Below are 12755 nucleotides of genomic sequence, written 5' to 3'. Positions count from 1 at the left end.
GTGCCGTATTTAAAGAGAATGCAGGTCCAGATATTGATTGCATCGAGTCTCGTATTTTACGCATATGGCCAGCCCCATTTATTGTTGTTACTACTTACCTCGGCAGCCATAAATATTGGTGCCAGTTACTTAATTGTAAATGGTAATGCCGCCCAACGAAAATTGTATGCTGCACTTGGTGTGATCATTAACCTGGGTATTCTCTCTTACTTCAAATACGGTTCGTTATTAGCTCATACATTCATGGATACATCCATGGGAATTGGGCATTATTTAACCCTTATCCCATTGCCAATTGGTATTTCCTTTTATACGTTTGAAGGAATTAGCCTGCTGGTAGATGTATATTCCAACAAGCATTCGGACAAGCTGAGTATTGATAGATCATTTTCTCAGCATACCATAAAAACACTTTTTTTCATTTCATTCTTCCCCCACCTTATTGCGGGTCCGATATTGAAAGCTTACGAGTTTTATCCGCAGATAGGATCGAAAAGCATTAAGAATATAGACTGGGAATATGTATTTAAAAAGCTGACATTAGGTTACTTTTTGAAAATGGTGGTGGCTGATAATCTGGCGAATTTTACCTTCTGGATGGCGGCACCTTATTATCATATGAAATCCAGTGTTAGTCTTATAGCCATGCTGTTGGGGTATTCGTTCCAGATCTTCGCTGACTTTGCAGGTTATTCATTTATCGCGTTAGGATTGGCAAAGATGTTTGGCTACGACCTGCTGGAAAACTTCCAGTTCCCATATATTTCAACGAGCTTCTCCGAATTCTGGAGAAGATGGCACATTTCCTTATCTACTTTTCTTAAAGAGTACCTGTATATACCTTTAGGGGGCAACAGGAAAGGGAAGTTCAGAACCTATTTCAACCTTACCATAACCATGGTATTAGGTGGTTTATGGCATGGTGCTGCATGGAGTTATGCCGTATGGGGAGCATTTCATGGTTTAGCACTAGCAATAGAGCGGTTAATAGATAAGTCATTGGGAATAAAGATCAGTAGTCGGACGGGCCTGATCTGTAAAGGGATAATGGTATTTTCTTTTGTCACACTGGCATGGTTGCTTTTCAGGTTGCCCTTTAATGAAGTGATTGCTTATCTGAAAGCCATAGGTACCAATATGCATACCTCACAGGATTATGCGATGGTATTATGTATCATGCTATACTCATTCCCGGTTGTCCTTTATCATTTCTTTTATATCATGCCGGCTCACTGGAAAATACAGGTAGTTGCCAGAAAATACCAATACGTAATATGTGGTTGCATGCTTTTTATGATAGCCGTAAATAGTGGCCCTTCTGGTTCATTTATCTATTTCCAATTTTAATATAATGATACGATATAGTCTTATCACATTCATCGTTCTTTTTGCAGGCTTCAATATTTATCTCAGGGTTAAAAAACAAGAATATTCTACCTATCAATACCAGTATCAGCTGAACGTAATGGAAGGCCAGAAATACATTTTCGGGAAGCGTGCGCCAGAAAGCGTATTATTGGGTACATCACTTAGTGCACTAATGCCGACAGATAGTCTAAATGGCTTGTACAAGCTGGCGATGCCGGGTTTAAGTACCGCAGACGGGCGGAATATTGTTATGAAAAGAAATTCTTATCCTCACAGGATATTTATTGAGATCAACTTCTTTAATAAACCTGCGGATGAAGCTTACACTTCATTATTCAGTTCGTCTGTGAATAATAAAATAAAAGAGGTACTTCCTGCTTTGAAGGAAGAAAATCAGCCGGTAAGTATCTTATTAAGTAAGTTTAAAAAGGATCATCAACAACCGGGGAACAACCAGGTAGTGCCTGTTAATGATACTGTTCCTGCAAATATATTTATGAATCTCTTAGCGGGATCACGGCGCCAGTACACGGATCCCATTGATACGATGGCGCTTGAAAAAGCACTGGATGAGCTGACAGGCTTTGTTGAGGAAGTAACCGCCAAAGGTAGTCACGTTTGTTTTTTTGAAATGCCGGTAGATCAAAGTCTGGAAAATTTACCAAAGACCGTTTTGGTGCGTAATATGATCCAACAACGTTTTCAGGGTAAGCAGAATACCTGGTTTATCCATTTGCCTCAAGGCAACTTCAGAACAAAGGATGGTATACATTTAACTGAAAGTAATGCGTGGGATTATACATCTTATTTCAAAGAAGAGGTTGACAGGCTGGCATTGGCAGGATTTTGACAGCGATCACCACTTTCATATTTAAAACAGGAAAAGTCAGCATTACTGCTGACTTTTCCTGTTTTAGTAGCCTCGACAGGAATCGAACCTGTATCTGGAGCTTCGGAAACTCTTATACTATCCATTGTACTACGAGGCCAAAACGCCTTCCCTCTCGGGCAAGGAAGGCAAAACTAATGCTTTTGATCTCAATTACAAAAACTACAGGTTAAGATTACTCTTAAATATTTTCACAGCTATCGCCAGGAGGATCACCCCAAAGAACTTACGGACTACCATCAACCCCGCTTTACCCAGTATTCTTTCTATAAAACTCAGGGAGCGAAGCACCACATAAATGATAACCAGGTTGATTAAAATCCCTGCAAAAATATTCCACTGGTCGAAGTTCGCCTTCAACGACATAATGGTGGTCAGTGTACCAGAACCCGCGATGAGCGGGAATGCGATAGGAATCAAACTACCGGTTTTCGTATCCTGCTCACTCTTGAAAAACTCCACACCAAGGATCATTTCAAGCCCGATTACAAAGATCACGATCGAACCTGCTACCGCAAATGAATGGACATCTACACTCAATAATTTCAGGAAGGGTTCACCCACCAGCAGGAAAAGAATCATCAGGACACCGGAAGCAAGGGTCGCCTTGCCCGAATCGATGTGGCCCAGTTTTTCTTTCATGGAAATGAGAACCGGGATGGAACCAACGATATCAATCACCGCGAAGAGTGTAAAGGTAATAGCCAAGATCTGGTCAAAATGAAACATGCAGGGTTCGTATTTCCTGCAAATGTAATATTTAATTGGCTATTAAAGATTGTCGTAAGGACGGCTGGTATTGTACCTATAAATGAAAAAGGGAGCCTCGAACGAAGCTCCCTTTTTGTAATCCATAGCCGGCATCAACCTGGCATACGGGAAATATATTTATCCATTTCCTTGATCTGGCTTACGATCTGTGCAGTGGTTGGCTTTTGTGCCTTTGCCCTGCGGAAATAGTCTTTTGCAGTTTTAAAATCCCTCCGGCTCATCGCGATAGACGCCAGGGTCAGCAACGCTGCTGCCGTATTTTCCTTATCAGGCAGGCCCATTCTCACCGCTTTCTTCAGGTTGGAATCCGCTTCCTTCAGGTCATTCTTCTGATAAGCAATCGTACCCAGCTGGAAATACTGCATCCCCTCATACTCCTTCATCGGACTACCAGATTTGATACTTTGACGGATAGTCGCCTCTGCCTTGTCCAGGTCCTTATTATACATGGCCAGGTTACTCTGCATGAAATAATAAACTGACTGAATAGGCTTATATAACAGTTTAGGGAATTTAATGGTATTCATCATCGCCATGGCAGTATCAATATCACCAGCTTCAACAGCTTCCTGTACCAGGCGCATAGGGCCAAACATAAAATGTGTGACCAGGCAGATGATCGCCAGCACCAGCACGATGGTGGCTTCCCACCAGCCCACAGAAGCACCCAGTGCAATCCCGCCCAACAAAAGAATGATACCCAGTGGGAATCTATAACGAATAAATAAGTTTAATGCTTTCATCTGTCAAATCTATTACAAGAGGCGCAAAGATAAATAAAAAAAGATGTGCCAATTTAAAAGGAATTATTACCTTTGAATCATCAGATGATATGATGAATAAACAATCCTTACCAATCAGGCGAAACAGCCTCGCAGACGAGGTTGCGCAGCGGCTACAGGAACAGATCTCTTTAGGGAATTATAAAACAGGCGAAAAATTACCTACCGAACCAGCCTTAATGGAAGCTTTCGGGGTAGGTCGTTCCTCCATCCGGGAAGCCGTACGCATCCTGGCAAACAGCGGGATACTCAGGGTACAACAGGGCCTGGGCACCTTTGTGGAAGAGCAGGCAGGTATTGCAGAACCCCTCCCCCAGCGGCTCAAACGCGCACAGTTTGAAGACCTGGACGAGGTAAGGCAACTGATGGAACTGAAAATAGCCCAAAAAGCAGCACTGAACAGAACAGATGAGGATATTGAACGGATGAAGACCGCTTTGAAAAAAAGAAAAGAATATGGCGCAGCCAATGATGTTGCAGCCTGTATAGATGCGGATATTGAGTTTCACGTGGCTATAGCACAGGCTTCGAATAACAGTATCCTGATGGACTTATACAGGACTGTAGCCATACACCTGAAAGCGAAATTCCTGGAACGGTTTAAGACGACTGATACTTTTACTAATACGCAGCACCTGCATAAGCAGCTATTGAATAGTATTGTGGCGCAGGATGATCAGAAGGCCTGGCAATGTGTACAGAAGATCATCGACCACACCGATAGCAAGTACCTTTAAATTTTCAGCCAGTTTTTTTGAGTGACGCCTCAGCGAGGCGCAAAGCATAATCTAAATTTTCAACCAGCAATAAAAGTTTCTTTTACAACTGCCTCCACTGCAGGGAAGCGGTAAAGAAACCGTATTGCCTATTTTTTCACTGATACATTTTATGGAAAAGATCGCCACTGCCAAAGCACCTGTACAACAGGCCGCTGAGAGGACCGTATTCTCTGTTCTTCTGGCCCTCAGCTTCTCTCACCTGATCAATGATGCCATTCAGTCACTGATCCCTGCCATTTATCCGATCGTCAAAGATGCACTGCATCTCAATTTTAGCCAGGTAGGTTACATTACGCTCACTTACCAGCTCACTGCCTCCCTGCTGCAACCACTGGTAGGCTTGTATACAGACAGGAAGCCACAGCCTTATTCCCTGATCATAGGCATGGGCTTTACTTTGCTGGGCCTTGTATGTCTTTCACAGGCACATGATTTTTACTTTGTACTATTTTCTGTAGGCCTTGTCGGCGTAGGTTCTTCCGTATTCCACCCTGAATCCAGCCGCCTGGCACATATGGCATCCGGTGGTCAGCATGGCCTGGCACAATCCCTTTTTCAACTGGGAGGCAATGCAGGTAGTTCACTTGGACCCTTGCTGGCAGCGATGATCATTGTTCCGCATGGACAATCCAGCCTGAGCTGGTTCTCTGTACTGGCGATACTTGCAATCGTCGTAATGATCAATATCGGCTCCTGGTATAAACAGAATACGCATCGTCTGCAACCTAAAAAGGTGCAGGTACATACAGATAATCATCTCTCAAAAGGGAAAGTGATTTTTGCACTGGGCATTTTGCTTGTATTGGTATTCTCCAAGTATTTCTACATGGCAGGTATGACCAGTTATTATACATTCTATCTCATGCACAAGTTCAATGTGAGTGTGCAGGCATCACAGATTTACCTGTTTGTATTCCTCTTTGCAGTAGCAGCTGGAACCTTCTTTGGCGGCCCGCTGGGCGACCGCATTGGACGTAAATATGTGATCTGGATTTCTATTCTTGGAGTGGCCCCCTTCTCATTGTTATTGCCACATGCAAACCTGATGGGAACATGTGTACTGAGTATATTCATCGGTGTGATACTCTCTTCTGCATTCTCTGCAATATTAGTATATGCGCAGGAGTTAGTACCGGGAAAGGTAGGCATGATAGCCGGTCTTTTCTTCGGACTTGCCTTTGGTATGGGTGGTATCGGCTCGGCAGTACTGGGCAATATTGCCGATAGCAAGGGCATAGACTACGTATTCCAGTTATGTGCCTATCTGCCATTGATAGGTTTGTTAACAGGATTACTGCCTGATGTTGAGAAATCCAAAAAGTAGTTTGTTATAAAAACCAGCTCACCGGTCCCTGTTCATAAGGGATAAGCTTATCACCAGGGACTGGTGAGTGCATTATTAAACAAAACGCTCTGGGTTTCATCAATTAAATAACCATTAAGACACAATCTTTGAATATCGTTGCGAGTGATGATCGTCAATAAGTTTAGGTGAAATCCGTGGAATGCCGTAATGCGCTGATCTGGTAAGCTATATATTGTTCGTATTGTCTGTCAGGTTGTCTCTTCAAAAATAATCAGTTCCACTGCAGTGATATTGCAGTGAGAGGGGTAGTCTATCATTTTAATTTTTATTACGTTCCTTCCCAATTCCCCTATTAGCTTATAGGGAATTGGGGTGTTTTTTTTGGAAAATAGAGAATTCAAAGGGTGCAGGGTCCGGTAGCAGGACTGCGGGATAATTCAAAAAAAATTATCTATATTTAGTAACGCGCCTATCTATTAAACCACGAAACATATGGAAACTACACAGCAAAGGGATGAAAGGCTCTGGAAGATTGCAAAATCCAGGACAGCTTTCAAGAATTCCCTGATTGTTTACCTCGTTATGAACCTCTTCTTCTGGGCTATCTGGTATGCTACCACGGGTCATTATTATGAAGGCACCCCCTGGCCGGTATGGCCGGGTCTGGGATGGGGTTTAGCCATTGCATTCCAGTACTTCAATGCATTTCACCGCGATCCGTTTGGGGATACGCTGAAAGAGTATGAGCGATTGCAAGCGGAGAAGGAACACAGAGGCCTGTAATAAACCACAAACAACATGACTGATCAGCCAAGTAGATTATTTGACATCATTGCATATCAGCTGGCACATTTCCCAAAAGCCGATATGCTGGTAGGAAAAGAAAATAAGGTCTGGAAAAAATATAGCACACAGGAAGTAGCCGATTTGACACTACGCTTCAGTGCAGGGTTGTTGAAATTAGGCATTGGAGGCCGGATGGCTGAAGGGGTTCTTAAGGAAGAGCTGATTGGTGTTGGCATGGGAGGTGCTGATGCCGGGGGTATCGCAGGTGCTGCAGATAGCAGCGGTGCCGGAAGTATAACAGGTACTGGAAACATCGCAGGTGTGAGCTCCGGCAGTATTGGCGGTTTCAACACTGCAAGTTCTGCCACCAGCCACCGCTCCCCCGAAGATGTCGAAAAGATCGCCATCTTATCCCCCAACCGGCCCGAATGGCTCATTACGGATCTTGCCTGCCAGCAGGCCGGCGCCGTACTGGCCCCTATTTACCCTACCCTGAGCGACAACGACCTGGAATACATCCTGAACGATGCTGCCGCCAGCCTGTTATTTGTAAGTGACAAAGACCTTTACGACAAGGTCTCGGCCATCCGGAGCAGGTTGCCTCACCTCAGAGAGGTTTTCACCTTCAACCAGGTGCCCGGTGCCCGTCACTGGCTGGAAATACCCGCAATGGCAGAGGAAGCAGACTTCCCAAAGATAGCAGCGATCAAAGACAGCATCGAACCCTCGCAATTAGCCACCGTTATTTATACCTCAGGTACCACCGGCACTCCCAAAGGCGTGATGCTGACCCACGAGAACATCATGAGCAATGTGCACGCCTGTGCCCCCTGCCTGCCAGTGAACAGTTCCGCCAGGGCACTGAGTTTCCTTCCCCTCAATCATATCTTCGAACGTACTGTGTCGTATATCTATCTGACTGCCGGCGTTCCCATTTACTATGCGGAAAGCCTGGATACTATTGCAGATAACCTGCGGGAAGTAAAACCCAGCATCTTCACCACCGTACCCCGCCTGCTGGAAAAAGTATATGAAAAGATCATGGGCAAAGGACTGGAACTAAAAGGCATCAAAAGAGCACTGTTCTTCTGGGCCGTAGACCTGGGCAAAAGGTTCGACATCAACCAGGAGCAGAGCTGGTGGTATAAAATACAACTGGGGATTGCCAATAAACTGGTGTTTAGCAAATGGCGGGAAGCACTGGGTGGAAACATCGATGTGATCGTAGTAGGCTCTGCGGCCTGCCAGGTCAGGTTACTGAAGATCTTTACCGCTGCCCAGATACCCATCCTGGAAGGATATGGACTAACGGAAACCTCCCCTGTGATCAGCGTAAACCGTATGGAAGAACAGGACCGCATGTTTGGTACCGTTGGCCCCCTGATCGATAATGTAACAGTAAAGATTGCCGAAGACGGGGAGATCCTGGTAAAAGGCCCGAATATCACGATCGGCTATTATAAACGCCCCGACCTGACCGCGGAATCTATCAAAGATGGCTGGTTCCATACGGGGGATATTGGGATCATGGTAAACGATAAGTACCTGAAGATCACCGACCGTAAGAAGGAGCTGTTTAAGACCTCCGGCGGTAAGTTCGTCGCTCCTCAGCCAATCGAAAACAAGTTCAAGGAATCCATATTCATAGAACAAATGATGGTGGTGGGCGAAGACAGGAAATTTACCGGGGCTTTGATTGTACCGTCCTTCCCCCAGCTGGAGCGCTGGGCGCATAAGAAAGGGATCCACCTGAGTGACCGCGAGGCATTGTGCCGCTTACCGGAGGTGCAGACACTGTTCCAGCAAATCGTGGAAAAGTATAATGCCTATTTTAGCCATATAGAGCAGGTGAAAAAGTTTGAGTTGCTGCCCAGTGAATGGACGATTGCCCAGGGAGAGCTGTCGGGAACGCTGAAAGTGAAGCGGAAAGTGATTGCCCAGAAATATGCCGCTCAGATTGAGAAAATCTATAATTAATTAATTGCGTGAAGGAATTTTGGAAAAATCCTTTACTTTTGCACTCCGCTAAAGGAGGGTTTTTCCTGAAGTGACGGCCCGGTAGTTCAATGGATAGAATAGAAGTTTCCTAAACTTTAGATACAAGTTCGATTCTTGTCCGGGCTACAAAATGAAAAAGCCAGCAGTGATGCTGGCTTTTTTTGTTTTACAATCAGCTGCAACTGGTGTATGATTTTATTGCAAAGCATTTAATACGTAATACAAAACCTAACCCCCGTAAATGGGTGTATTTCATTACAAGTTTTAAATAGAAATGGATTTGTTTTGTTACAAATATTTATATTTTTTACCTTTGTTATATAACAAAGCAGTATGGCATTTAAAAGGCATCTTGAACAATATCTTCATAATTGGAAAGCTAATTCTTCTCGAAAGCCACTGATTATCAGGGGTGCTAGACAGGTGGGAAAGACTACATTAGTAAATGATTTTTCTAGTTCTTATGACCATTTTATTTCCTTAAATCTTGAAAAAGGAACAGATAGAAAGTATTTTGAGGACTTTGACGATGTAAAAGCAATTTGTGAATCATTATTCCTGACCTACAATATCCCCTTAGCAGAAGTTGGTAATACATTATTATTTATAGATGAAATACAGGAATGCCCTAAAGCAATTCAATTACTACGCTTCTTTTATGAAGAAGTTCCAACTTTACATATTATCAGTGCCGGTTCTCTTTTAGAATTTGCTATTCAAAAAGTAAAAAGTTTTCCGGTAGGACGGGTTGAATTCCTGTATCTCAATCCAATGAACTTCGAGGAATATCTGGAAGCAATTGGTAGGGGGGACTTAATCGAGCAGTTAAAAATAGTTCCGGTTAAACCGGTTGCTCATCAGGTATTGATGGATATATTTCATCGCTATGCGATTATAGGAGGAATGCCGGAAATCATTAAAACGGATATTGAGAAAAGCAACCTTGCAGATCTTATCAGGATATATGAGAGTATATGGGGAACATATAAAAATGATGTTGAAAAATATACCACGAATGATACTGAAAGAAAAATAATTAAACATATTATGGACACGGCTCCGCTGTATTTAGACGAGCGTGTTAAATTTCAGGGTTTTGGTAATTCCTCTTATAGATCAAGGGAGGTAGGAGAGGCATTTAGGACGCTTGAAGACGCGAAGATAATTCGTTTAATTTATCCAACTACCGATTTACAGCCTCCTCCAAGGGCTGATTTGAAGAAGTCACCAAGATTTCAAATACTGGATACAGGCCTTGCAAACTATACGTTGTCTATTCAAGCACAAATGTTAAGCATGAGCGATTTGAGTAGTACTTATAAGGGGGCAGTGATTCCTCATCTGATTACCCAGGAGGTTATTTCAATGAGCCAGATCTCTTCTAACAATCCACATTTTTGGGTAAGAGAGAAATCACAATCAAACGCAGAGGTCGATTTAGTACAGGTAAATGGAGAATATTTAATTCCAATAGAAATAAAGTCTGGCAGTACGGGTACGCTTAGATCACTTCATCAATTCATTGACGCAGCAGATCATGCTTATGCGGTGAGAATTTACGGAGGTACATTTTCTTTAGAGAGGGCTATTACACCTGGTAAGAAACCTTACTTATTGATGAATCTACCTTATTATCTGGGAACACAATTACATCAATATTTGAATTGGTTATTGCTGCAAAAAATTTGAAAAGAGAATTGGGTTGCACATCCTTCAGGGATGAAGCATTGATTGTTCATAAAAAGCCTAAATGGATTTGTTAACAAGTGCTTTAGATCGAGAGATATATCAGTCCAGAAAAGGGATTTGCCTAAATCGAGTAGGAAGAAAGCCGGTCATGCCGGCTTTCTGTCCTCTCACACCACCGTACGTACCGACCGGTATACGGCGGTTTGTCAGAATAACTTAGTTTGGTGAGTTGTTTTCCAGTAATAGTGATTGGCGAACCCTACATACCCTTGTTTAGTAAAGTAGTCGTTGTTCAAGGCTCGGTGCAGTATTGCACTGTTTGCAATGCGGCAGTAGCCTTTACGACTGTTGCTCCACTCATAAGCTTTACCCACATTAATTCCCAACATTTTCAGGTTTTTCCACCGTGTTGATGGCCTTTTCCATTGTTTCCATATTCCCATTCTTAGACGTGTTCTTACCAACCTGTCCAGTTCTTCCATTCTGCTTTTGGCCGTGGCTATCCGAAAGTAATTCACCCAACCTACTATTATGGCCTCCATCTTCTTTATCTTGTCTTTCACTTTGCCGGGGGCTTTACGCTGCGTTTGATCCTTCATCTTCTCTTTAATCTTTCTCAGCGATTTAGATGCAATGCGCACTGCCCACCCTTTCTCTCTTCGATAAAAAGAGAAACCCAGAAGCGTACTCTCTATCGGACGGCTCACTTTACTTTTTGTACGGTTTACTTTTAGCTTTAGCTTCTTTTCTATGAACTCGGTGATTGTTGACAGCACGCGCGTCGCTGACTTTTCACTTTTCACGTAGATGCTACAGTCATCGCAATACCGTACAAACCGGTGGCTTCTTGCCTCTAACTCTTTGTCCAGTTCGTTTAAAACAATGTTGCTCAGCAGGGGGGAGAGAGGGCTGCCTTGAGGAGTGCCTTCCTTACGTTCTATCACAACCCCATTTTCCATCATCCCGCAATTCAGGTATGAGCGCAGTAGTTTCAGCGTCCTCTTGTCAGCTATCTTTTGGGCCAGAAGCGACATTAGCCGGTCATGGTTCACCCGATCGAAAAACTTGTCTAAGTCCAACTCCACTACCCATTCATAGCCGTCGTTCAGGTTTGTTTGTGCCTGATACAATGCCTGATGAGCGTTCCGGTTTTCTCTAAACCCATAGCTATAATTGGAAAACTCTCCTTCATACTGTGGGCTTAGCCATTGGGATATTGACTGGGTAATTAGCCTGTCGATTACAGTAGGTATTCCCAACATTCTTTTACCGCCGCCATTTTCCTTGTCTATTTCTACTTTCTTAACTGCCTGGGGGCCGTACCTGCCTTCTAAAATACTGGTCCGCAACGTCTGCCAGTTCGTATTCAGGTAGTCACGAAGTTCATCGGTCTGCATACCATCTATACCCCCCGCTCCTTTATTGGCAGTTACCTGCTTAAAGGCTTTTTGTACATTGCGGATATCTAATATTTCTTCCAGCATACTATTACTTTGAAAAAAAAAAATCATCCCGGCGTCACTCCCATTGATTGCATGATGAGGCTCAACTCCTCCTGTGTTTTACTTTCAGCTTCCGGCTTATCCTCGCACAGGTAGTTTTCCAGTGTTCTTCCGTTGTGATCGCCTCGCTCATAAACGGCTTGTTCATTTTCGCCATTCTAACATTCGGTCCTTCTTCCTTTTGTGAGACTTCTGCTTTTGCCTTCGTTTCGGGATGCAGCTCGTTGCCGGCTTACTATGACCTCGGCTGACTTCTGATGGCACCTTGAAGCCATTCTTTATGCTGACTTCTGTTTCCGCTTCGGTATTCTCTCATACCTCTGCCGGATTGCCAGCAGATCTCCCAGGGTAAGGTTATACGCTTTCCATTCATGTAGCCCCGGTATTTACACAACATGGTTCCGTGCAGTATAGGGCTTTTGTCTGTGATGCGACATCGCCCACCATGCCTTGCCTTGTATACCATTTCTGTTCGTGGGCTCGAATGTTTGCCGCCGGCTTCCTTCAGATTCGTGGTCACCCACGACACCCTTGCCTTTGGCTAATGATACGTACTGCAACGCTCATTCAGGACTTACACCTTAGAGCTTATAACCATGCCTGGCGCACAACAAAAAAGGAACATCATCAGATGTTCCTTTTCTTCGTACAGGGAAGGGGACAGAAGTCGAACCATTACACTGATGATTTCAAAAACCTGTTAAATATCGTTATTCCTAAAAATTAGATTACATAAGTTTTGAAGACTTTTTCCAGAACCGAATAGCAAGGGCCAAAAAGATTACAGACACACCGATAGCAATTGGAAGTATCGACATCCTATTGCCGACGATATCAGGAGCATTTGAAGTAAGTATTCGAAATGTTTCTTTAAGTGCGCCCAAA

10 protein-coding genes and 2 tRNA genes are annotated in these 12755 nt (G+C 43.6%); 8 read left to right on the top strand and 4 right to left on the bottom strand.

All coding sequences use genetic code 11. From position 1 onward, the window contains the following. Window positions 1-18: 18 nt before the first annotated feature. Both U0033_RS23270 and U0033_RS23265 read left to right on the top strand, forming a co-directional pair. Window positions 19-1347 carry an MBOAT family O-acyltransferase gene (locus U0033_RS23270; protein ID WP_326980840.1) on the top strand — a complete coding sequence of 443 codons (1329 nt, stop codon included), beginning with the start codon at window positions 19-21 and terminating at the stop codon, window positions 1345-1347. Between the two features lie 4 nt (window positions 1348-1351). Beyond that, on the top strand, window positions 1352-2218 hold the full coding sequence (locus tag U0033_RS23265) for a hypothetical protein (protein ID WP_072365770.1): 867 nt from the start codon (window positions 1352-1354) through the stop codon (window positions 2216-2218). A gap of 67 nt (window positions 2219-2285) precedes the next feature. Here the strand turns inward: U0033_RS23265 and U0033_RS23260 are convergent. The 3 genes from U0033_RS23260 to U0033_RS23250 all read right to left on the bottom strand — a co-directional run bounded on the left by U0033_RS23260 (window position 2286) and on the right by U0033_RS23250 (window position 3771). Further along, a tRNA-Arg gene (locus tag U0033_RS23260) sits at window positions 2286-2357 on the bottom strand. A 62-nt stretch (window positions 2358-2419) separates the two neighbouring features. Beyond that, window positions 2420-2986, bottom strand: a complete 567-nt coding sequence (locus tag U0033_RS23255) for a MarC family protein (protein ID WP_072365772.1) — start codon at window positions 2984-2986, stop codon at window positions 2420-2422. A 134-nt stretch (window positions 2987-3120) separates the two neighbouring features. After that, a complete protein-coding gene (locus U0033_RS23250) occupies window positions 3121-3771 on the bottom strand; it encodes a tetratricopeptide repeat protein (RefSeq protein WP_072365774.1) in 651 nt (216 codons plus the stop codon). An 89-nt stretch (window positions 3772-3860) separates the two neighbouring features. Here U0033_RS23250 and U0033_RS23245 point away from each other — a divergent pair, with 89 nt between their 5' ends. The 6 genes from U0033_RS23245 (at window position 3861) to U0033_RS23220 (ending at window position 10368) form a co-directional block, all read left to right on the top strand. Then, a complete protein-coding gene (locus U0033_RS23245; RefSeq protein ID WP_083571885.1) occupies window positions 3861-4547 on the top strand; it encodes a FadR/GntR family transcriptional regulator in 687 nt (228 codons plus the stop codon). A gap of 151 nt (window positions 4548-4698) precedes the next feature. Then, complete coding sequence (locus U0033_RS23240; protein ID WP_072365776.1) at window positions 4699-5913, top strand: MFS transporter; 1215 nt, start codon at window positions 4699-4701, stop codon at window positions 5911-5913. Window positions 5914-6387: 474 nt separating this feature from the next. Continuing rightward, on the top strand, window positions 6388-6678 hold the full coding sequence (locus tag U0033_RS23235) for a 2TM domain-containing protein (RefSeq protein WP_072365778.1): 291 nt from the start codon (window positions 6388-6390) through the stop codon (window positions 6676-6678). A 15-nt stretch (window positions 6679-6693) separates the two neighbouring features. Further along, window positions 6694-8658: an AMP-dependent synthetase/ligase gene (locus tag U0033_RS23230; RefSeq protein ID WP_245801875.1), complete on the top strand. Its 1965-nt coding sequence runs from the start codon at window positions 6694-6696 to the stop codon at window positions 8656-8658. 75 nt (window positions 8659-8733) lie between these two features. Then, a tRNA-Arg gene (locus tag U0033_RS23225) sits at window positions 8734-8805 on the top strand. Window positions 8806-9012: 207 nt separating this feature from the next. After that, window positions 9013-10368, top strand: a complete 1356-nt coding sequence (locus tag U0033_RS23220; protein WP_072365779.1) for an ATP-binding protein — start codon at window positions 9013-9015, stop codon at window positions 10366-10368. A gap of 206 nt (window positions 10369-10574) precedes the next feature. On the opposite strand, the gene ltrA is transcribed toward U0033_RS23220, so the two are convergent. Continuing rightward, window positions 10575-11852, bottom strand: a complete 1278-nt coding sequence (gene ltrA, locus U0033_RS23215; RefSeq protein WP_322518441.1) for a group II intron reverse transcriptase/maturase — start codon at window positions 11850-11852, stop codon at window positions 10575-10577. Window positions 11853-12755: the final 903 nt, after the last annotated feature.

Origin of the sequence: Chitinophaga sancti (assembly GCF_034424315.1) — a bacterium.
Classification (GTDB): Bacteria; Bacteroidota; Bacteroidia; order Chitinophagales; family Chitinophagaceae; genus Chitinophaga; species Chitinophaga sancti.
The sequence above is the reverse complement of the archived record's forward strand: the minus strand, read 5'-3'. Positions and strand labels throughout refer to the sequence as shown.

Excerpts from the sequence above, each read along its gene's own strand:
- U0033_RS23270 (WP_326980840.1), top strand. The coding sequence starts at position 19 with ATGCAGGTCCAGATATTGATTGCATCGAGTCTCGTATTTTACGCATAT.
- U0033_RS23265 (WP_072365770.1), top strand. The coding sequence starts at position 1,352 with ATGATACGATATAGTCTTATCACATTCATCGTTCTTTTTGCAGGCTTC.
- U0033_RS23255 (WP_072365772.1), bottom strand. The coding sequence starts at position 2,986 with ATGTTTCATTTTGACCAGATCTTGGCTATTACCTTTACACTCTTCGCG.
- U0033_RS23250 (WP_072365774.1), bottom strand. The coding sequence starts at position 3,771 with ATGAAAGCATTAAACTTATTTATTCGTTATAGATTCCCACTGGGTATC.
- U0033_RS23245 (WP_083571885.1), top strand. The coding sequence starts at position 3,861 with ATGATGAATAAACAATCCTTACCAATCAGGCGAAACAGCCTCGCAGAC.
- U0033_RS23240 (WP_072365776.1), top strand. The coding sequence starts at position 4,699 with ATGGAAAAGATCGCCACTGCCAAAGCACCTGTACAACAGGCCGCTGAG.
- U0033_RS23235 (WP_072365778.1), top strand. The coding sequence starts at position 6,388 with ATGGAAACTACACAGCAAAGGGATGAAAGGCTCTGGAAGATTGCAAAA.
- U0033_RS23230 (WP_245801875.1), top strand. The coding sequence starts at position 6,694 with ATGACTGATCAGCCAAGTAGATTATTTGACATCATTGCATATCAGCTG.
- U0033_RS23220 (WP_072365779.1), top strand. The coding sequence starts at position 9,013 with ATGGCATTTAAAAGGCATCTTGAACAATATCTTCATAATTGGAAAGCT.
- ltrA (WP_322518441.1), bottom strand. The coding sequence starts at position 11,852 with ATGCTGGAAGAAATATTAGATATCCGCAATGTACAAAAAGCCTTTAAG.